This window comes from Bradyrhizobium sp. PSBB068 (assembly GCA_016839165.1).
GTDB lineage: Bacteria > Pseudomonadota > Alphaproteobacteria > Rhizobiales > Xanthobacteraceae > Bradyrhizobium.
Genome location: CP069300.1, coordinates 3,337,213 through 3,356,913 on the forward strand (window position 1 = coordinate 3,337,213; position 19,701 = coordinate 3,356,913).

A 19,701-nucleotide genomic window follows, 5' to 3' on the forward strand; every position below is an offset into this window, starting at 1 on the left:
GGATCGTCTGTTTATAGCTGAGCGGAACAGCTCGCGCTACGCGCGGACGCGGACATAGCTGCCCGGCGCGTCCTCGAGCACCGGCGTTCCGTTCGCGCCTACGATACGCGCCGGGACTGTTTCCGGATCGTGGCTCTCCAGCCAGGCGCGCCAGTCCGGCCACCACGAGCCCTTGTGCTCCTCGGCGCCCTTCAGCCAGTCGGCGAGCTTGATGTCCTTGATGTTGTCGTTGGTCCAATATTGATATTTCTTCGCCGCGGGCGGATTGACCACGCCGGCGATATGGCCGGAGCCCGACAGCACATACTTCACGGGGCCGCCGAAGAACTGCGACCCGTACAGCACCGATTCCGCCGGTGCGATGTGGTCCTCGCGTGCGGCGAGGTTGTAGATCGGAACTTTCACCTTCGACAGATCGAGCAGCGTGTTGTCGAGCACCATGGTGCCGGTCGACAGCCGGTTCTCCAGATAGCAGTTGCGCAGGTAGTAGGAGTGGTTCGACGACGGCATCCGCGTCGCATCCGAATTCCAGTGCAGCAGGTCGAACGAGGAGGGCGGCCGGCCCTTCAGGTAATTGTTGACGACATACGACCAGATCAGGTCGTTGGAGCGCAGCATGTTGAAGGCCATCGCCATCTTGCTGCCTTCGAGCACACCGGATTCCTGCATGTCGCGCTCGAGCGCCGAGATCTGGTCCTCGTCGACGAACACCAGGAGGTCACCCGCCTGGGTGAAATCGACCTGCGCGGCAAAGAACGTCGCCGACGTCACGCGCTGGCGGCGCTTCTCGGCGAGATAGGCAAGCGTCGAGGCGAGCATGGTGCCGCCGACGCAATAGCCGGCGGTGTGCACCTTCATCTCGCCGGTGACCTTCTCGATCACGTCCATCGCCGTGAGCGGGCCCTCGGTCATGTAGTCGGCCCAGGTCTTCTTGCCGAGCTCCTTGTCCGGATTGACCCAGGAGATCACGAACACCGTGATGCCCTGGTCGACGCACCATTTGATGTAGGATTTCTCAGGGCGCAGATCGAGGATGTAGAATTTGTTGATCCAGGGCGGCACGATCAGGAGCGGCGTGCGCAGCACGTTCTCCGTCGACGGCGAATACTGGATCAGCTGCATCAGCTCGTTCTGGTAGATCACCTTGCCCGGCGTCGTCGCCATGTTGACGCCGACCTCGAGATTGCTCGAATCGGACTGGCGGATCTTCAGCGTGCCGTGGCCGGCCTCGATATCCTCGGCCAGCATCTTCATGCCGCGGACCAGATTGTCGCCGTTGGTCTCGACGGTGGCGCGCAGCACTTCCGGATTGGTCAGGACGAAATTCGACGGCGCCAGCGCGTTGGTGATCTGCTGGACGTAGAATTCAGCCTTCTTGCGCGTGTGCGGGTCGATGCCGTCGGCGTCGTTGACCAGCTGCTGCGCCCATTTCGAGGTCAAGAGGTAAAGCTGCAGGATGAAGTCGAAGAACTGATTCGACTTCCACTCCGGATCCTGGAAGCGCTTGTCGCGCGGCGCCGGCGCGATCGCGGGCTTGGCATCGGCTTCGCCGGCCATGCGGCGCACGGCCGAGCCCCACAGATCGAGGTAGTCCTTGCCGAGCTGCATCTGCAGCGAGGAGGCGCGCTCCTTGTCGGACAGCCAGTATTCGGCGATCACGCTGAAGGTCTTGATCACCTCGCCGAGCTCGTTCGGCGGCTTGTCGCGGACCTCTCCGGTCTGGCGCGGCTTGAGATAGGCTGCCAGCGCCTGGCCGCTGCTCTCCATCGCCCGCGCGATGTTCATGGCAAAGGCTTCGCTGTTGAATTTCGGGGCGGCTTGGGTGTCGGTGCTGACGTTGCTCATCTGAGGGACAATATCGAGTCGTTTGGGGGGCGTCATCGCGCGGTGCGGCAACGAAAATCAGTGAAAATCAGATGTTTCGTTCTGTTGCGGTGCGACAAAAGATCTTTGTTCCGTCATATTGAAGCCTCAGGGGTCGCTATTGTTCTTCACGCTTTAAGCGTTTCGGGCGACAATGGTTTGAAACGACTGAAGCCAGGATTAACGCAGCGGGGACGCTGCAAGGCTCGTACCAGTGCGACCCGTGTCGGCAACCGTGCCACGTGCGCGCTAGCTTGTTGGGGACAATTCGGCGCATGCCGATCGATCGAATGAACAGGGGGCTCGCGGCCGCAGTGCTGCTCGCGTCGTTGCTGGCGCTGGGCGGCTGCTCGAGCACGATCGCCGATATGGCGATGCCCGCCGACGCGCCGGCGCGGCAAAAGGATGCCAACGGTTACCTCCCGGTCCATGACCTTCCGCCCGACCGCGCCGATCCGACGATCAAGCCGGCGGATCAGGCCAAGATCGAGCAGGAGCTGATCGCGGCGCGCGCGCGCCAGGCCTCGACGGCGGCCCAGGCCGGCAAGTAAGGCCGCAACCTGGCGGCCGATCAGCGCTGGCGCCGCCCGGCGTCCGTGCTAAAAGAAATCCAGTTCAACCGCAGATCCGGCCACAGCCCCCAGATCGTGTCCCTGAATTCGCTCTAAGTCATTGATTTGGTGTGATTTCTGGAAGAGGCCGTTGAGGCTTCCGTAAAGCCAATAAAGGGGGCGATTCTGGCATTGCGGTTGTCGGAGCAAGGGTCCCATGGAAGATTTTTACCGCATTCGCCGTCTGCCGCCTTACGTCTTTGAAAAGGTAAACCAGGCCAAGGCGGCCGCGCGCAACGCCGGGGCCGATATCATCGATATGGGCATGGGCAATCCGGACCTGCCGACCCCGGCGCATGTCATCGAAAAGCTCAAGGAGACGCTGGGCAAGCCGCGCACCGATCGCTATTCGGCCTCGCGCGGCATCAACGGCCTGCGCAAGGCCCAGGCCGCCTATTACGCCCGCCGCTTCGGCGTCAAGCTCAACCCCGACACCCAGGTCGTGGCCACCCTCGGCTCCAAGGAAGGGTTTGCCAACGTCGCGCAGGCGATCACCGCACCCGGTGATGTCGTGCTGTGCCCGAATCCGAGCTATCCGATCCATGCGTTCGGCTTCCTGATGGCCGGCGGCATGATCCGCTCGGTGCCCTCGGAGCCGACGCCGCAATTCTTCGAGGCGGTCGAACGGGCCATCATCCACTCGATCCCGAAGCCGATCGCGCTGATCGTCTGCTATCCGTCGAACCCGACCGCCTATGTCGCCGATCTCGACTTCTACAAGGATCTGGTCGCCTTCGCGAAGAAGCACGACATCTTCATCCTGTCCGATCTCGCTTACGCCGAAGTCTATTTCGACGAGGATAAGCCGCCGCCGTCGGTGCTGCAGGTGCCCGGCGCGCTCGACGTCACCGTCGAATTCACCTCGATGTCGAAGACGTTCTCGATGGCCGGCTGGCGCATGGGCTTTGCGGTCGGCAATGAGCGCATCATCGCAGCGCTGGCACGGGTCAAATCCTACCTCGATTACGGCGCCTTCACGCCGGTGCAGGTGGCGGCGACCGCGGCGCTGAACGGTCCCGACGATTGCATCCGCGAGATGCGCGACACCTACCGCAAGCGGCGCGATGCGCTGGTTGAGTCATTTGGCCGCGCCGGCTGGGACATTCCGCCGCCGCAGGCCTCGATGTTCGCCTGGGCACCGCTGCCCAAGGCGTTCGAGGCGGTCGGCAGCATGCAGTTCGCAACCCTGATGGTGGAGAAATCCGGCGTCGTGGTGTCGCCAGGCGTCGCGTTCGGCGAGCACGGCGAGGGCTTTGTCCGCATCGCGATGGTGGAGAACGAGCAGCGCATCCGGCAGGCTGCGCGCGGCGTGCGCCGCTTCCTTGAAAGCGGCATCGAAACGTTGCACAACGTCGTTCCTCTCGCCAACCGACGCTGATCCTTCCAGGTTGCTTAATCTCATGATCGCACCCCTGAACGTGGGCATAGCGGGGCTCGGCACCGTCGGTGCCGATGTCGTCCGCCTCATCGAAACGCAAGGACGCGCGCTGGCCGAGCGCAGCGGCCGGCCCGTCCGTGTCGTCGCCGTCACGGCGCGCTCGAAAGCCAAGAAGCGCGGCCTCGATTTGCGCGGCATCGCCTGGGCGAAGAGCCCGCAGGCGCTGGCTGAGGATCCCAATATCGATTGCTTCGTCGAACTGATGGGCGGCGCCGGAGATCCCGCGCTGTCGGCGATCGAGACGGCGCTGAAGGCGGGCAAGTCGGTCGTGACGGCCAACAAGGCGCTGATCGCCAAGCATGGCCTGCGGCTTGCCGCGGCCGCCGAGAAGCATGGCGGCGCGCTGAACTTCGAGGCGGCGGTCGGTGCGGCGATCCCGGTGATCAAGACGCTGCGTGAGGGCTTGGCCGGCACCAGCGTCAACCGCGTCTACGGCATCCTCAACGGCACCTGCAATTACATCCTGACCCGGATGGAGCAGGAGGGCTTGTCGTTCGAGGAATGCCTGAAGGACGCCCAGCGCCTCGGCTATGCCGAAGCCAACCCGTCGTTCGACGTCGATGGTCACGACACCGCGCAGAAGCTCGCGATCCTGGCGAGCCTCGCCTTCGGAACCAAGGTCGCGGAAAGCGCCGTCTATGTCGAAGGCATCTCCTCGATCACGCCCGAAGACCTCAAGGCCGCCTCGGAACTCGGCTACCGCGTCAAGCTGCTCGGCGTTGCCGTCCGCACGGCGAAGGGCATCGAGCAGCGCGTGCACCCGACCATGGTGCCGAAATCATCCTCGATCGCCCAGGTGATGGGTGTGACCAACGCGGTCGCCATCGACGGCGAGGGCATTCCGCCGATCACGCTGGTGGGCCCCGGCGCCGGCGGCGATGCGACCGCCTCGGCCGTGGTCGCCGACATCGCCGACGTCGCCCGCGGCATCCGCGCCAAGCCGTTCGGGCGTCCGGTCGAGCGGTTGCGCGACACCACCAAGGCGCCGATGGAACGCCATGAGGGTGGCTACTATATCCGCCTGATGGCGCGCGATCTTGCAGGCACTGCCGCAACAATCGCCACCCGGCTCGCGGAACAGAAGATATCTCTGGAATCCATCGTGCAGCGGCATCCGGATGGCGTCGATGTTAACGGTGCGGCCAAAAAACCTTCACCGGTTCCGGTCATTCTGATTACCTATGCGACCAGCGAGGATGCCGTGCATCGGGCGTTGGCCGCAGTGCAGCGCGATAAGGTCATCAGCGGCAGGCCGCAGGTGATCCGGATCGAGAAAAACTAACGCATGGCCTGAACGGGTCGGGCGTGAGACGATTCATGCGGGCAGGCTGGCCTGTCCCCGAGGCTTAAGGAGTACGCCGATGTCGACCCATATTTCCGTGCCGCCGCAGATGCTGCTCGAGCGCATCCTGACGCTCGAAATCGTGCGCGTGACGGAGCGCGCGGCGGTGTCGGCCGCGCGGCTGCGCGGCCACGGCCAGGAGAAGGCCGCCGACAAGGCTGCGGTCGACGCAATGCGGCGCGAGCTCAACAAGCTGCCGATCGAGGGGACGGTCGTGATCGGCGAGGGCGAGCGCGACGAGGCGCCGATGCTGTTCATCGGCGAGAAGGTCGGCCTCAACGCCGGTCCCAAGGTCGACATCGCCGTCGACCCGCTCGAGGGCACCACGCTGTGCGCCAAGAACATGCCGGGCTCGATCGCCACCATGGCGATGGCCGACGGCGGCACGCTGCTGCACGCGCCCGACGTCTACATGCAGAAGATCGCGATCGGTCCTGGCTACGCTCGGAACGTGATCGAGCTCGATGCGCCGCCGGCCGACAACGTCCGCCGGCTCGCCAAGGCCAAGGGCGTCGACCCGACCGCCATCAACGTGCTGGTGCTCGACCGTCCGCGCCACGCCGACATCATCAACAGCGTGCGTTCGACCGGCGCTGCCGTGCAGCTGATCACCGACGGTGACGTCGCCGGCGTCATCCACTGTGCCAAGCCCGACGAGACCGGCGTCGACATGTATATCGGCACCGGCGGCGCGCCCGAGGGCGTGCTCGCGGCGGTCGCGCTGCGCTGCATCGGCGGCCAGATGCAGTGCCGCCTGATCCTCGACACCGAGGAAAAGCGCGAGCGCGCCCACAAGATGGGGGTCACCGATCCGAAGATGATCTACGGCATCGAGGACATGGCGAAGGGCGATTGCCTGTTCGCTGCCACCGGCGTCACCACCGGCTCGCTGCTGACCGGCGTCAAGTTCAAGAAGGACGTGATCGAGACCGAGACGGTCGTGATGCGATCGGTCACCGGCACCGTGCGCTACATCAAGGCCGAGCACCGCCAGCTCGAGAAGTTCCACCTGGATTGAGAACGGGCCCAGCAGTGGTTGTCATTCCGGGGCGCGCGAAGCGCGAGCCCGGAATCCATAACCACGACAATGAATATGGATTCCGGGCCTGCGCCAGGAGGCGCATCCCGGAATGACGAAGAGAGAGTGTGACGCAAGCAAGAATAACAAAGCGGGAGGCAACCCATGTCCGATCTGTCCGGTGTCAAGGCCCTGATCTTCGACGTGTTCGGCACGGTGGTCGATTGGCGCACCAGCCTGATCAACGACTTCACCAAGTGGGGCGAGACGCGGGGCATCAAGGCCGACTGGACCGCGTTGGTCGACGGCTGGCGTGCGGTCTATACGGCCTCGATGGATGAGGTGCGCAAGAACCCGCAGAACGGCTACGTCATCCTCGACGTCCTGCACCGCCGCTCGCTGGAGAAGCTGGTCGCGCAGCTCGGCATCAACGGGCTGACCGAAGCCGACCTGAATCATCTGACGCTGGGCTGGCATCGCCTGCACGGGTGGCCGGACAGCGTCGCCGGCCTGACCCGGCTGAAGACCAAGTATATCATCTCGCCGCTCTCCAACGGCAATGTCGCGCTGCTGACCAACATGGCGAAGTTCGCAGGCCTTCCCTGGGACCTCGTGATGTCGGCCGAGCTGTTCGAGCATTACAAGCCCGATCCGGAAACCTATCTCGGCGCCGCGAAGCTGCTGTGCCTGCCGCCGGAGCAGGTGATGATGGTTGCCGCCCACAATTACGACCTCAAGCACGCGCAGAAGCATGGCCTGAAGACCGCCTTCGTGGCGCGGCCGACCGAATACGGTCCGTTGCAGAAGGTCGATTTCGAGGCCACCGGCAGCTGGGACATCGTGGCCAAGGATTTCGGGGAAATCGCCGGCCGGATGGGCTGCTAGAACTGGCCTGGGATTCACTGAAGCGCTACGATTCCTGGTGATTGGATAGGGAATCATGACGCTCCACGCATCCGCACTGCCGATCGAGGCGCCGCAGGCGTTCCTTGGCGTGACGCGGTCGTTGACCGGAAAGCTCTGGCGCGACCGGCTCGATGCACGCGGGGCGGCGCGGGCGCTCGCGATCGTGCAGCGACACAATTTGCCGGAAATGCTGGCGCGCGTGCTGGCGGGGCGCGATGTCGCGATCGACGAGGTCACGGACTTCCTCGACCCGACCATCCGCAAGCTGATGCCGGATCCGCACACGATCACCGAGATGGAGCAGGCCGCCAGGCGCATCGCGGATGCCGCTGTTCGTGGCGAGAAGGTCGCGATCTTCGGCGACTATGACGTCGACGGCGCGACCTCGGCGGCACTGCTGACCTGGCATCTGCGCCATTGCGGGCTCGACCCGCTGATCCACATTCCGGACCGCATTTTCGAGGGTTACGGGCCGAACGTCGACGCCGTCCGCGCGCTGGCGACCAAGGGCGCGACGCTGCTCGTGACGGTCGATTGCGGCACCACCAGCATCGAGCCGCTGGCGGAGGCGAAGAAGCTCGGCATGTCGGTCGTCGTGATCGATCACCACCAGACCGGCGATGAACTGCCCGAGGTCGATGCGCTGGTGAATCCGAACCGGCCCGACGATCTCTCCGGGCTTGGCCATCTCGCCGCCGTCGGCCTGGTGTTCGTCACCCTGGTCGCCGTCAATCGCGAGCTGCGCCAGCGCGGCTTCTGGAGCCGCGAGATGCCGGAGCCGGACCTGCTCAGCGTGCTGCATCACGTCGCGCTCGGCACCGTCGCCGACGTCGCGCCGCTGATCGGGCTCAACCGCGCCTTCGTCGCAAAAGGCCTGATCGCGATGCGCCGCCGCGATCATGTCGGCCACACCGCGCTGATGGACGTGGCGCGGCTCAACGGCCCGCCGGAGGCCTGGCATCTCGGCTTCATGCTGGGGCCGCGCATCAATGCCGGCGGGCGGATCGGGCGCGCCGATCTCGGCGTGCGGCTGTTGCTCGAAGGCGATGTCTCGGAGGCGGCGCGGATCGCGGCCGAGCTCGACCGCCTCAACACCGAACGGCGCGTGATCGAGCAGGCGGCTGAAGCCCAGGCCGAAGCGGAGGCATTGGCTTCGCTCGGGCTCGAGGACAAGGGCGCTGTCATCGTCACTGCGGCGGAAGGCTGGCATCCCGGCGTGGTCGGGCTGGTCGCGGCGCGTCTGAAGGAGAAGTTCGCGCGGCCGGCGTTTGCGATCGCGCTCGAGCCGGGCGGCATCGGCACCGGATCGGGCCGCTCGATCGGCGGCGTCGACCTCGGCAAGGCGGTGCGCCAGGCGGTGCACGATGGCTTGTTGATGAAGGGCGGCGGGCACGCGATGGCGGCCGGCGTGACGCTGCGCAAGGAGAAGCTTGCCGAATTCCGCGCCTACATGGAAAGCGCGCTGGCGGCCGACGTCGCCAACTCGCGCCACGAGAACGAGCTGTTCATCGATGGTGCCGTGACCGCGCGCGCGGTGACGCCGGAATTCGCCGCGACGCTCAACCGCGCAGGGCCGTTCGGCAGCGCCAATCCGGAGCCGGTGATCGCGCTGCCGTCGCACCAGCTGGTCTATGCCGACGAGGTCGGGCAGGCGCATTTGCGGCTGCGCTTCAAGTCCGGCGACGGCTCCATCGTCAACGGTATCGCATTCCGCTCGGTCGGACAGAAGCTCGGCAGCGCCTTGACGCAAAATCGCGGTCAGCAATTGCACGTGGCGGGCTCTCTTGCAGTCGACCGTTGGCAAGGCAACGAACGTGTGCAATTCCGTGTCCTGGACGTCGCGGCACCGGATCAGGGCCCGACGGTGATCCGATAAGAAACGTTTGGAGAGGACATGGCAGGACAGGTTGAAGGCAAGGTCGCGCTGGTGACCGGCGGCGCATCGGGGATCGGCGAGGCGATCGTCGAATTGCTGGCGCAGGAAGGCGCGACGGTGGTTGCGACCGATATCGACGAATTGAGGGGACCCGAACTCGCAGCGCGGCTGAGCAAGGCCGGGCGCAAGGTGAGCTTCCTGCCGCAGGACGTCACCAGCGAGGAGCGCTGGATCGAGGTCGTCGCCGAGATCGGCAAGCGCCATGGCCGCCTGGATATCATGGTCTCCAACGCCGGCATCGGCATCGGGGCGCCTTCGATCGTCGAGATGTCGCTGGCGGATTGGCGCCGGCAGACGGCCATCAACATCGATGGCGTGTTCCTGTCGGTGAAGCATTCGCTGCCGCTGATGCGCAAGCATGGCGGCGGTTCGATCATCATGATGTCGTCGCTGGCCGGCCTGCGCGGCGCGGCGACGCTCTCCGGCTATAGCGCGACCAAGGGCGCGGTCCGGCTGTTCGCCAAGTCGATCGCGATGGAATGCGCGCAGGTCGGCGACGGCATCCGCGTCAACTCCGTGCATCCCGGCATCATCGACACGCCGATCTGGGGCAAGATTCCGACCGGCCCGTCCGGCGCCGGCCAGAACGCGCCGATCGATCCGGAGGAGCGGGCTAGGTTCGCGACGCCGCTCGGCCGCGCCGGCCAGGCGATCGAGATCGCCCAGGGCGTGCTCTATCTCGCCTCGGATGCCTCGCGCTACGTCACCGGCAGCGAGCTCGTGATCGACGGCGGCATGAACGCCGGCGGCGTGGTGCGGCAGCCGAGCTGATTTCCGTTATTGCGAGGAGATGAGCGGCGCATTTGCATCCCAACCGCGGTCGTCTCTGCGAGCTACCCGCCTTGCCGCAATCGCGCCAGCACCTTGAGCCCGCCGTAACCATCGGCGGGCAGCAGGCCGGCCTTGATCTGAAAATCCTTGATCGCCTTCATGGTGTCGTTGCCGACGCGGCCGTCGGTGCCGCCGGTGTCGAAGCCGGCCTTGGTCAGCCGCGTCTGCATCTCCTGCACCTCGGCGAGCGTCAGCGCGCGCTCCGAGCCCGGGAAGGGCTGGATGAAGGGCGGTCCGCCGAGACAGCGGTCGCCGAGATGGCAGATCGCCAGCGCGTAATTCATCGAGGGATTGTAGCTCTTCACCGAGTTGAAGTTCGGGCCGAGCAGGAAAGCCGGGCCGCCGGCGACCGGGATCCAGAGCTGCGCCGACGCGTTCGGCTGCGAGAACGGCTGGCCATCGGCTCTGACGACGCCGGCGCTGGCCCAGGCCGCATAGGTGCGGCTGCCGCTGGCGCTGCCGCCGGGCGCGCGGACCTCGTAGCCCCAATGCTCGCCACGGTGCCACTTGCCGCGATTGACGAGATACTTCGCCGTCGAGCCGAGCGCATCGTCGGGCCGGCCGAACGGCGAGACCTTGCCGTCGCCGTCATAGTCGAAGCCGACATTGAGCCAGACTTCCGGCATCCACTGCGAATGGCCCATCGCGCCGGCCCAGGAGCCGTTCATCTCCTCGGGCGTGCTCCAGCCGCGCTGCACGATCTTCATCGCGTTGATCAGCTCGGTCTCCCAATAGGCCTTGCGGCGCGGCTCGTTCCAGGCGAGCGCTGCGAGCGAAGGAAACACCGGCGTCATGTGGTTCTGCTGCACCAGCGGATCGCCATAGGCTGATTCAACGCCCCACAGCGCGAGCAGCGTGCCGCGCTCGACGCCGAAGTCGCGCTCGATCCTGGCGAACAGCGCCTGATTGTTCTTCAGCGCTTCCTTGCCATGAATGATGCGCCAGTCGGAGACGCGGCGGTTGATGTACTGCCAGATCTGCTCGTGGAATTCCGGCTGGTTGCGCATCTGCTTGAACACGCTCATGTCGGGCTCGATCCGCCCCATGCAGCGATTCCAGGTCGCCTCCGATATGCCTTTCGCCAGCGCGCGGGCGCGAAAATTGTCGCGCCATTGATCGAAGCCCGGAGGCGCCGCCGCCAGCACGCCGAGCGGGTTGGTCAGTGTCACGCCTGCGGCGAGCGCTGCCTTCAGGACAGCGCGGCGCGCGGGGGAATTCGGAGAATCAGGCTGTTTCATACGTCCAGTCTAGCGGCGCCGATCGAGCGAGCCAAAAGCCACGCCGCCGCAGGATCATTGTTTGAGCATGCCCTTCTCGGAAAACCGGTTCCCACTTTTCCGGGGCATGCTCTAGCTATCCTGCAAATCTGTGGCGATTTTTGACAGCCATTGCCGGACCACCTGTTCCGATCTGGCATCGAGGCCGGCCGCGAGCCGGCGCTCCTGGGCCTGGGCGATATGCCGGCATTTCTCCAGCAGCGTGGTTCCATGGCTGGTCAGGGTCCATTGCAGCACCCGACCATGGACCGGATGCGGCGACTTGCGGATCGCGCCGTCGCGCTCAAGGTTGCGGATGATCACGCTGACGGTCTGCGGCGTCAGCAGCGCCACCCGGGCCAGATCGGCCCCTGAGAGCCCCGGATAGGCCTTCAGCATCGTGAGCACGACGAATTGCGGCGAGGTGACGCCGAGCTGCGCCAGCGCACGCTCCATCGACAGGCGTGAAGCGGCATGTGCCTGGCGCAACAGATACGCGAGATAACCCTGTTCGCCGCGCTTGCCTTTGCCGGGCGGCGGGACGGCGGAGGCGGGCAGGGCGTCTGCGGCCGGTCCTGCCCCGATCGCCGCCTTGCGCGCCACCGCGTTCCCCGCCGGGCGCCGCTCGGCGCTGCCCGATTTCCCTCGTTTCTGCATCCCCGCCATGTTGCCTTCGCGAATGTCTGCGTCTTGCTCAATATCAGAGCTCTGATAATATGTCAGTACACTGATAACATGAGGCCAAGCCGATGTCACATGCCCGCAAGGAATACACCGACTTCGAGAAGCTCGCCCCCGATGTCTTCGCCGTCGTGCGTGACCTCGGCCAGTTCGCGGCGAAGGCCGGTCTCGACAAGCAGTTGCTGGAACTGGTCAAGCTGCGCGCCTCGCAGATCAATGGCTGCGCCTTCTGCGTGCAGTATCACATCCTGCAGGGCGAGAGCCTCGGCGTGCCCATCGACAAGCTCAATCTCGTCGTGGTGTGGCGCGAGGTGCCGCAGTTCTCGGCGCGCGAGCGCGCGGCGCTGGCCTGGACCGAGGCGCTGACGACCTTGCCGAACGGCGTCTGCGACGAGGTCTACGCCGAAGCCGCCGCCGAATTCTCCGAGAAGGAGCTGACCTACCTGACCTCGGCGATCGCTTCGATCAATGTCTGGAACCGGTTCGGCGCAGCCTATCGCTGGACGCCGCCACCGCGCCGGCAGCGGGTCGCAGCCGCGACATCGTGAGAAGAATTCAACAGCAATCGACAGGGGAGAACGACCGATGACCTCGATGGCGATGACAGAATCCTTTTCATTCGTGCGGCCGCCGCGGCCAGTCTTGCTTGCCGCGATCGCGGGATTGGCTTCGGCCTTCGTGATCGGCAAGGCGCTGCCGCCCCCGCTCGACGCGATTTCCTCGATGATCGCGCCGCTATGCGCCAGCGCGAATGCGGCGTCGCCGCTCGACAAGGTCGAGGTCATCACCTCGCATGCGTTGCCGAACGTACAGGGCAAGCGCGTCACCGTGGTGCGCGTGTTCTACGGTCCCGGCGGCTTCACGCCGCCGCATCGTCACTCCGGTTCGGTGACGGCCTACATCACCAAGGGCGAAATCCGCTCCCAGCTCGGCGGTGGGCCGGTCGAAACCTTCCATGTCGGCCAGTCCTTCTTCGAGCCGCCGGGCTCGACCCACATGGTGTCGGCCAATGCGAGCACCACGGAGCCAGCGGAGTTGATCGCGGTGTTCGTCGCGGACGAAGGCGCGCAGCTGACGACAATGCTCGAATAGTCGCACCCCACGCAATTTCCAGGGATCGCGAGATCTGTGGCGCGCTGGACCAGTTTGCTGTGAAGTCTGCAGCAAACTGGACCTTGCAACGGGTACTGCGCACGGCGATTGATGGCGTGGCGGCCACGGCCGGAATGCGATTTCGCCGTTCGCGCGGCGGCACCGAACAGGAGCAATCAATGGTCAATCTCAAGGGGCTTTCCGCGTTCCCGATCACGCCCTCGTCACGGGATGGGCAAGTCGATGCCGGCGCGCTTCGTGCCTTGCTGGAGCCCTTGCTCGCCGCGAAGGTGGATTCGATCGGGCTGCTCGGAAGCACCGGTTCATATCCGTATTTCAGCCGTGAAGAGCGGCGCCGCGCGATGCAGGCGGCTGCAGCGCTGGCGGATGGCAGAACGCCGATCCTGGTCGGCGTCGGCGCACTCCGCACCGACGATGCGGTGAAGCTGGCGCAAGATGCACGTGACGCCGGCGCTGCGGCCGGCCTGCTGGCGGCGGTTTCCTACACGCCCCTGACCGATGATGAAGTCTTCGAGCACTTTCAAACGGTGGCGCGTGAAAGCAGATTGCCGATCTGCATCTACGACAATCCGGGCACCACGCATTTTCGGTTTACGCCGGCCTTGATCGGCCGCTTGAGTCGAGTGGACGGGATTATTGCGGTGAAAAGTCCTGCGCTGGATGCGTCGACCTTGTCGGGCCATGTCGCGGAATTGCGGGCTGTCGTGCCGGGCGGTTTCTCGCTCGGTTACAGCGCCGACTGGAATTGCACCGAGGCGCTGCTGGCGGGCGGCGAGACCTGGTACAGCGTCCTCGCCGGAATCTTCCCCAAGGTCTGCCTCGACATCGTCCGCGCCGTGGCAAGTGGCGATGCCGCCAGGGCGCGGCAGCTCGATGCGCGGCTGCAACCGGTCTGGCAGTTGCTCAAGACATTCTCGAGCCTGCGCGTCGTCTACGCGATCGCCAATCTCAGGGGAATCTGCGCGGCCGAGCCGCCGCGTCCGATCCTGCCGTTGCCGCCGGACGCCCAGGCGAAGGTGGGCGAGGTGTTGGCCGCAATGGACATCGGTTGATCGCTCTGAGGTCGCCGAGCTTCCATCCGCGCATAAAATCGGCATAACAATCGCTGGGCGTGCGCGCTGACTGGGAGGCGTTCGATGCGATTGCCGGTGGCTCTATTGACGATTCTGATTCCCGCGGTGGCGTGGGCCGAGGAGCCTGCAACCGATGCGCCGGCACTGTGGGGCAATCCCACCGTCGACAACGGCGCCTGCTGCAGGACGCTTGGCGAGGTGCGCGGCAACATCGACCGGCTCGACCGCGAGATCGTGCGCCTGATGGCCGAGCGCGGCCGCTACGTCCATGAGGCCGCCCGCTTCAAGGCCAACCCCGCGCAGGTCGAGGCGCCCGAGCGCGCCGAGGCCGTCGTGAAGAAGGCGATGGCGCTCGCCGATGCAGACGGGCTGTCGCCCAAGGTTGCGGAAGCCGCTTACCGCGCCATGATACGCGCCTTCATCGATTACGAGCAGGGCGTCTTCGCGGACGCCGCGGCGCGGGGCGACGCGCCCTGGAAGAAGTAGTCGAATGCCGGTGGCGCCGCAGGCGCTAAAGCGGGATGAGTTTTGGTTGAATAGGCTTGGCGCGGTCTTGCTTCACCTCTCCCCGGCGGGGAGAGGTCGGATTGCGCAGCAATCCGGGTGAGGGCTCTTGCTCTCTCGGTAGACCGCAACCCCTCACCCGATTTGCTGCGCAAATCGACCTCTCCCAAGGGAGAGGTGAACTTTCGACGCCGTGCCAGCTCAACCTAATCTCATTATGCTTTAATTGCCGCCGCCTTCCTGGGTGTCGATGCGACGCACGACATCGTCGGACAATGCGTGCGCCACGGCCGCTGCGGGGCCGGGCTCCGGTCCGATCTCGCGGCCGCGGCCGTGGATCAGCCGCTCATAGGCCGACACCAGCGTGGTGTAGGGATTGACCCAGAGCCAGCCGTCGCGCGTGAACACCTGCACGTCGAAATGCAGGTGCCGTGACGTGCCGTTGGGATGGTCGAGATAGTTCGACACCACGCCGATCTTCTCGCCCTCGCTGAGGCGGCGTCCGTTGAGCAGGCCGTCGGCGTCCATCACGGACGGGTTCATGTGCATGTAGCGGAAGCGGACATGTTCGGTGCGGGTGTTGACCTGCAACGTCGCGGCCTGCTGCTGCGCCGAGCGGATCACGATGCTGTCGCGCACCGCGACCACCACCTGCTGCCTGGGGTCGCAACCGTCCTTGCCGTCGCCCGGACACGCGCCGGGCCTGATATCCTGGCCCTGATGGCCGAAGCCGCTGGCGCATTGGCCGACCTCGAAACTGCGCGCCTCGCAGAAATTGTCCTGCCAGGGATATTCGTCGACCCGCCCGCGCTTCGGAAACGACTGCGAATGGGCGAAGGCCGGCGCCTTCTCCAGCGGAAAGCGGATCTGCGAATAGACCGTGAAGTCCGGATGGCCGCCCTGCTGCCGGCGTCCGCCGCTGCCCGCGATGATGTCGCCGCTCGGGCGGTAGGTGAAGTCGGCCGATTGCACGATCGGCCGCTCGGCGGAGTCGGCAGCCGTATCGTTGCGCGGCCGCGACGGCTGCCCGCCGGCGATGCGCAACGCCTTCAAAAATCGTTCGGCCACCGGGTAGGTCTCGCGGCACGCCAGCCGCTTCGATCTCGGCGCGCTGTCGAGGCACTGGATCGAGACGACATAGGGGATCCCGAAACGCGTGAAGGCGTAGCGGACATAGCCTTCGCGGATGAAGCGGCGCAGGTCCGGAAACTGCGTGACCAGAGCCTTGACCGGTTCGCCCTTGCCGCCGAGCCGGTCGGCGAGGTCGTAGACCAGGATCGAGCCCGAGATCTGCACCTCGACCGGCTTAGCAAACGTCCGCAACGGCATGCCGTCGCCCGCGCCGGGATCGAGCGAGAACACGGCGTCATAGCCGGACGCGCCGGCATGGAAGACGTCGGCCGCGCGGAAATCGGCCTGGTAGCGCGCGACCGGCAGGCCGTCTGGCGCGCTGCCTTGCCGGGCTTCGAGATAGCTTGCGGGATCGAATGGCAGCAGCACCGGGATCGGGCTCTGCGCAATGCCGGGGAATAGCGGCGAGGTCAGAGCGTTCAGCTGCACCAGCGCGGGCATGGTGCGAGGATCGGAGGCCGGGACGCGGCGCTGTGCCGCGAAGCTGAAGCTGGAGACGATGGCCGGACGGGTGGCGATCTCCTGCCGGAGCTGATCCAGCACCGAGCGCCATTCGACCCGCATGGCCGAGATCGAAGGCGTCCGGAATTCGTCGGCATGAGCGCCGGGAGGAGGCGAGACCAGGGCTGCCAGCCAGCAAGTAATGAAGCTGACCACCTTCCTGTTCACTGCACCCCCCGGTTCGAGTCTCCAGAGAGACTAGCGCCTAATCCTTGCGCCTAATCCTTGGCGCGTTCAACGTAGGAACCGTCCTCGGTCATGACAACGATGCGGGTGCCGGTGGAAACATGCGGCGGCACGCCGGTGCGGATGCCGTTCGACAGCACGGCGGGCTTGTACGACGACGAGGCGGTCTGGCCCTTGGTCACGGGCTCGGTCTCCACCACTTCCAGCGTCACGCGCTGCGGCAGCTGGATCGCGACCGGATTGCCGTCGTGCATCGACAGCTTGACGGTCATGTTCTCCTGCAGATACGGCGCCGACGAGCCGACGATCTCCTTGGAGACCTGGACCTGGTCGTAATTGTCGTTGTTCATGAAGTGGAAGCCGTCGGCGTCTTCATAGAGGTAGTTGTAATTGTGGTCCTCGACGGTGGCCTTCTCGACCTGGTCGGTGGTCTTGTAGCGCTCCGACACCTTCACGCCGTCGCCAATGCGGCGCATTTCGATCTGGCTGACGGGGGTGCCCTTGCCGGGATGAATGTTTTCGGCGGAGAGGACCACATAGAGCTTGCCATCCTGCTCGATGATGTTGCCCTTGCGGATGGAACTGGCGATGACTTTCAAAGGTGTTTTCCTGAATTTGAGAACGTGAGGGTGCCAACCGGTTCGGCAGCGCCTCGGCCGTGGCGACGATTTCGGGCTGCAACATACTGATTTGTCCCTGAGATGCCAGTCTTTTGCGGCCGAATTCGGCAGGTTGCCAACCGTTCCGGCCACGCGGGATCGGCTCCGCTTTCGGGCCGGATCGGGCCATCCGCTTCGGTCCGGCCGCGGTGGCGCATGGACAAGGCCGGCATCTTTCGACAAGAAGGGATCAGCTTTGCCGCGTTCCCGGTGACCAAGGCCATACCGACCATGAATCTGCTTCGAATCAACTGGTTATGTCCGACTCCTGAGCCGGGGTGGGGGCTTGTTGATGTCGATTCCATGCGGACCCGCTGGCGATGACGGGTCAGGACCAGCCCTCGCCCTGGTGGACGCCGCGGCGCTACGCCGACCGCAGGCCGTTCCTGCAGGCGCGGACCGCGATCACGCGGGCGCTCCGGGCGTGGTTCGAGGAGCAGGGCTTTGCCGAGGTCGAGACTGCGATCCTGCAGATATCGCCGGGCAACGAGACGCATCTGCACGCGCCGCGGACCGAGCTCAGACAGGCCGATGGCTCTGCCGCGACGCGCTATCTGCGCACCTCGCCGGAATTCGCATGCAAGAAGCTGCTCGCGGCCGGCGAGCCGAAGATCTACGAGTTCGCGCGGGTGTTCCGCGATCGCGAGCGCGGCGACCTGCATCTGCCCGAATTCACCATGCTGGAATGGTATCGGGCCGCCGCCGGCTATGACGCCATCATGGCCGATACCATCGTGGTGATCGCCCATGCCGCGCAGGCGACCGGGATCGGGCGGTTTTCGTTCCGCGGCAAGACGGCCGATCCGTTTGCCGAGCCGGAGCTGCTGACGGTCGCGGCAGCTTTCGAGCGCTTGGCCGGCATTGACCTTTTGGCGACGATCGCGGGCGGCGAGGGCGACCGCACAGCGCTGGCGGCGGCCGCGGGCGCGCGGGTGCGGATCGCCGATGACGACACCTGGTCGGACATCTTCAGCAAGGTGCTGGTCGAGCATGTCGAGCCCAATCTGGGACAGGACCGTCTGACGGTGCTGTTCGAATACCCGTCGCCGGAGGCGGCGCTGGCGCGCACCAAGGCGGGCGACCCGCGCGTCGCCGAGCGCTTCGAGGTCTATGCCTGCGGGGTCGAACTCGCCAACGGCTTTGGCGAGTTGACCGATGCGGCCGAGCAGCGCCATCGTTTCACCGCAGCGATGGACGAGAAGGCCCGCCGTTACGGCGAGCGCTATCCGCTCGACGACGATTTCCTTGCCGCGGTCGGCCGGATGCCGGAGGCGAGCGGTGTCGCACTCGGCTTCGACCGGCTGGTGATGCTGGCGAGCGGCGCGCCGCGAATTGATCAGGTGGTCTGGACGCCGCCTGCGGGAGAGCCATGAACAGGATCGATCCGAAACTGGCGGCGACGCTGCGCCAGCCGCGCGAGCTGATCGATGCCGGCCTCGCGCCGGTCGACGCCGTTGCCGAGCTCGAACAGGTGGCGGCGCGCTATGCGGTCGCGGTGACGCCGGAGCTCGTCGCGTTGATCGACCCGGCCGATCCAGCCGACCCGATCGCGCGGCAGTTCATCCCGAGCGCCGACGAGCTCGTCGAGCAGCCCGGCGAGAACGCCGATCCGATCGGCGACGACGCTCGTTCGCCGGTCGGTGGGATCGTGCATCGCTATCCGGACCGGGTCCTGTTCAAGCTCGTCCATGTCTGCGCAGTCTATTGCCGGTTCTGTTTCCGCCGCGAAATGGTCGGGCCGGGAAAGGCCTCGGCATTGTCGGACGATGCCTACCGCGCGGGGCTCGACTACATCCGCAGCCATCCGGAGATCTGGGAGGTCATCCTGACCGGCGGCGATCCGTTGATGCTGTCGCCGCGCCGGCTCGCCGAGATCATGGCCGATCTCGCCGCCATCGATCATGTGAAGATCATCCGCATCCACAGCCGCGTTCCGATCGCCGATCCCGAACGTATCAATCCCGAGATGATCGCGGCGCTGCGGGTGGAAGGGGCAACCACCTGGATTGCGATCCACGCCAATCATCCGCGCGAATTCGGTGCCAATGCCCGCGCGGCCTGCGCACGCCTCGCCGACGCCGGCATTCCATTGGTGAGCCAGTCGGTCCTGCTGCGCGGCGTCAACGACGATGCGGCGACGCTCACGGCGCTGATGCGCGCTTTCGTCGAGTGCCGGATCAAGCCCTATTATCTGCACCATGGCGACCTTGCGCCCGGCACCGCGCATTTGCGCACCACGATCGAAGCCGGGCAGGAGCTGATGCGGGCCCTGCGCGGGCGCGTCTCCGGACTTTGTCAGCCGGATTACGTGCTCGACATTCCCGGCGGTCACGGCAAGGCGCCGATCGGCCCGACCTATTTGTCGCAGCCGGTTTCCCGCGAACGTGAAGATGGCGCGGAACGGCGGTACCGTATCGTCGATTATTGCGGTGACGTTCATTCCTACCCGCCGCAATCCTGAGGCGGCAATGGGCGGGGCCGCGGCATCGAAAATGCTGTGATGTTCGGCTTCTTTGCGGTGCTGGTCGCCGCAGGAATCTGGCTCCTTGGCACCATGGCCGATATACCGAAGGGACAGGATTGCGCAGCGCAAGGGCGGCGCAACTGTGCTACCGTCGAGGTGCCGGAACGGGCGCGATAGGGTTGAGAAGC

The 19,701-nt window shown here is 65.6% G+C and carries 18 protein-coding genes; 13 read left to right on the forward strand and 5 right to left on the reverse strand.

Annotation, left to right across the window (positions count from 1 at the left end; genetic code table 11):
* Positions 1-36 precede the first annotated feature (36 nt).
* Positions 37-1,845, reverse strand: a complete 1,809-nt coding sequence (gene phaC / locus JQ507_15375) for a class I poly(R)-hydroxyalkanoic acid synthase (protein QRI72762.1) — start codon at positions 1,843-1,845, stop codon at positions 37-39.
* Between the two features lie 293 nt (positions 1,846-2,138).
* On the opposite strand from phaC, the gene JQ507_15380 reads away from it, so the two are divergent.
* From JQ507_15380 to JQ507_15410, 7 genes are all read left to right on the forward strand, one after another.
* The gene (locus JQ507_15380; GenBank protein ID QRI72763.1) at positions 2,139-2,414 is read left to right on the forward strand and encodes a hypothetical protein; all 276 of its coding nucleotides are present in this window, start codon (positions 2,139-2,141) and stop codon (positions 2,412-2,414) included.
* Between the two features lie 217 nt (positions 2,415-2,631).
* Positions 2,632-3,852, forward strand: coding sequence for an LL-diaminopimelate aminotransferase (locus JQ507_15385; GenBank protein ID QRI72764.1), 1,221 nt, complete (start codon positions 2,632-2,634; stop codon positions 3,850-3,852).
* A gap of 22 nt (positions 3,853-3,874) precedes the next feature.
* Positions 3,875-5,194 (forward strand): homoserine dehydrogenase, encoded by a 1,320-nt coding sequence (locus JQ507_15390; protein ID QRI72765.1) that lies wholly within the window; start codon positions 3,875-3,877, stop codon positions 5,192-5,194.
* 79 nt (positions 5,195-5,273) lie between these two features.
* Positions 5,274-6,272 carry a class II fructose-bisphosphatase gene (glpX, locus tag JQ507_15395; protein QRI72766.1) on the forward strand — a complete coding sequence of 333 codons (999 nt, stop codon included), beginning with the start codon at positions 5,274-5,276 and terminating at the stop codon, positions 6,270-6,272.
* Between the two features lie 165 nt (positions 6,273-6,437).
* Positions 6,438-7,157, forward strand: coding sequence for a haloacid dehalogenase type II (locus JQ507_15400; GenBank protein ID QRI72767.1), 720 nt, complete (start codon positions 6,438-6,440; stop codon positions 7,155-7,157).
* A 55-nt stretch (positions 7,158-7,212) separates the two neighbouring features.
* Complete coding sequence (recJ, locus tag JQ507_15405; GenBank protein ID QRI72768.1) at positions 7,213-9,054, forward strand: single-stranded-DNA-specific exonuclease RecJ; 1,842 nt, start codon at positions 7,213-7,215, stop codon at positions 9,052-9,054.
* Between the two features lie 18 nt (positions 9,055-9,072).
* Positions 9,073-9,885, forward strand: a complete 813-nt coding sequence (locus JQ507_15410) for a glucose 1-dehydrogenase (GenBank protein ID QRI72769.1) — start codon at positions 9,073-9,075, stop codon at positions 9,883-9,885.
* Positions 9,886-9,947: 62 nt separating this feature from the next.
* Here JQ507_15410 and JQ507_15415 read toward each other — a convergent pair whose 3' ends face one another.
* Entirely contained in the window at positions 9,948-11,183 is a 1,236-nt protein-coding gene (locus JQ507_15415; GenBank protein QRI72770.1) for a lytic murein transglycosylase, read from the reverse strand.
* Positions 11,184-11,294: 111 nt separating this feature from the next.
* A complete protein-coding gene (locus JQ507_15420) occupies positions 11,295-11,867 on the reverse strand; it encodes a winged helix-turn-helix transcriptional regulator (protein ID QRI72771.1) in 573 nt (190 codons plus the stop codon).
* 83 nt (positions 11,868-11,950) lie between these two features.
* Here JQ507_15420 and JQ507_15425 point away from each other — a divergent pair, with 83 nt between their 5' ends.
* From JQ507_15425 to JQ507_15440, 4 genes are all read left to right on the forward strand, one after another.
* On the forward strand, positions 11,951-12,430 hold the full coding sequence (locus JQ507_15425) for a carboxymuconolactone decarboxylase family protein (GenBank protein ID QRI72772.1): 480 nt from the start codon (positions 11,951-11,953) through the stop codon (positions 12,428-12,430).
* A 37-nt stretch (positions 12,431-12,467) separates the two neighbouring features.
* Positions 12,468-12,974, forward strand: coding sequence for a cupin domain-containing protein (locus JQ507_15430; GenBank protein ID QRI72773.1), 507 nt, complete (start codon positions 12,468-12,470; stop codon positions 12,972-12,974).
* Between the two features lie 179 nt (positions 12,975-13,153).
* Entirely contained in the window at positions 13,154-14,047 is an 894-nt protein-coding gene (locus tag JQ507_15435) for a dihydrodipicolinate synthase family protein (GenBank protein QRI73347.1), read from the forward strand.
* Between the two features lie 84 nt (positions 14,048-14,131).
* Complete coding sequence (locus tag JQ507_15440) at positions 14,132-14,554, forward strand: chorismate mutase (GenBank protein ID QRI72774.1); 423 nt, start codon at positions 14,132-14,134, stop codon at positions 14,552-14,554.
* A gap of 240 nt (positions 14,555-14,794) precedes the next feature.
* Here the strand turns inward: JQ507_15440 and JQ507_15445 are convergent, their stop codons facing one another.
* Both JQ507_15445 and efp read right to left on the reverse strand, forming a co-directional pair.
* On the reverse strand, positions 14,795-16,372 hold the full coding sequence (locus JQ507_15445; protein ID QRI72775.1) for a M23 family peptidase: 1,578 nt from the start codon (positions 16,370-16,372) through the stop codon (positions 14,795-14,797).
* A gap of 50 nt (positions 16,373-16,422) precedes the next feature.
* Entirely contained in the window at positions 16,423-16,989 is a 567-nt protein-coding gene (efp, locus tag JQ507_15450; protein QRI72776.1) for an elongation factor P, read from the reverse strand.
* Between the two features lie 380 nt (positions 16,990-17,369).
* Between efp and genX the strand changes: the two genes are divergently transcribed.
* Both genX and JQ507_15460 read left to right on the forward strand, forming a co-directional pair.
* On the forward strand, positions 17,370-18,422 hold the full coding sequence (genX, locus tag JQ507_15455; GenBank protein ID QRI72777.1) for an EF-P lysine aminoacylase GenX: 1,053 nt from the start codon (positions 17,370-17,372) through the stop codon (positions 18,420-18,422).
* On the forward strand, positions 18,419-19,510 hold the full coding sequence (locus JQ507_15460; GenBank protein QRI72778.1) for a lysine-2,3-aminomutase-like protein: 1,092 nt from the start codon (positions 18,419-18,421) through the stop codon (positions 19,508-19,510). The genes genX and JQ507_15460 overlap by 4 nt, the downstream gene beginning before the upstream one ends.
* The last annotated feature ends 191 nt before the right edge of the window (positions 19,511-19,701 follow it).

Coding starts and splice junctions, on each gene's coding strand:
- phaC (QRI72762.1), bottom strand. CDS start 1,845: ATGAGCAACGTCAGCACCGACACCCAAGCCGCCCCGAAATTCAACAGC.
- JQ507_15380 (QRI72763.1), top strand. CDS start 2,139: ATGCCGATCGATCGAATGAACAGGGGGCTCGCGGCCGCAGTGCTGCTC.
- JQ507_15385 (QRI72764.1), top strand. CDS start 2,632: ATGGAAGATTTTTACCGCATTCGCCGTCTGCCGCCTTACGTCTTTGAA.
- JQ507_15390 (QRI72765.1), top strand. CDS start 3,875: ATGATCGCACCCCTGAACGTGGGCATAGCGGGGCTCGGCACCGTCGGT.
- glpX (QRI72766.1), top strand. CDS start 5,274: ATGTCGACCCATATTTCCGTGCCGCCGCAGATGCTGCTCGAGCGCATC.
- JQ507_15400 (QRI72767.1), top strand. CDS start 6,438: ATGTCCGATCTGTCCGGTGTCAAGGCCCTGATCTTCGACGTGTTCGGC.
- recJ (QRI72768.1), top strand. CDS start 7,213: ATGACGCTCCACGCATCCGCACTGCCGATCGAGGCGCCGCAGGCGTTC.
- JQ507_15410 (QRI72769.1), top strand. CDS start 9,073: ATGGCAGGACAGGTTGAAGGCAAGGTCGCGCTGGTGACCGGCGGCGCA.
- JQ507_15415 (QRI72770.1), bottom strand. CDS start 11,183: ATGAAACAGCCTGATTCTCCGAATTCCCCCGCGCGCCGCGCTGTCCTG.
- JQ507_15420 (QRI72771.1), bottom strand. CDS start 11,867: ATGGCGGGGATGCAGAAACGAGGGAAATCGGGCAGCGCCGAGCGGCGC.
- JQ507_15425 (QRI72772.1), top strand. CDS start 11,951: ATGTCACATGCCCGCAAGGAATACACCGACTTCGAGAAGCTCGCCCCC.
- JQ507_15430 (QRI72773.1), top strand. CDS start 12,468: ATGACCTCGATGGCGATGACAGAATCCTTTTCATTCGTGCGGCCGCCG.
- JQ507_15435 (QRI73347.1), top strand. CDS start 13,154: ATGGTCAATCTCAAGGGGCTTTCCGCGTTCCCGATCACGCCCTCGTCA.
- JQ507_15440 (QRI72774.1), top strand. CDS start 14,132: ATGCGATTGCCGGTGGCTCTATTGACGATTCTGATTCCCGCGGTGGCG.
- genX (QRI72777.1), top strand. CDS start 17,370: ATGACGGGTCAGGACCAGCCCTCGCCCTGGTGGACGCCGCGGCGCTAC.
- JQ507_15460 (QRI72778.1), top strand. CDS start 18,419: ATGAACAGGATCGATCCGAAACTGGCGGCGACGCTGCGCCAGCCGCGC.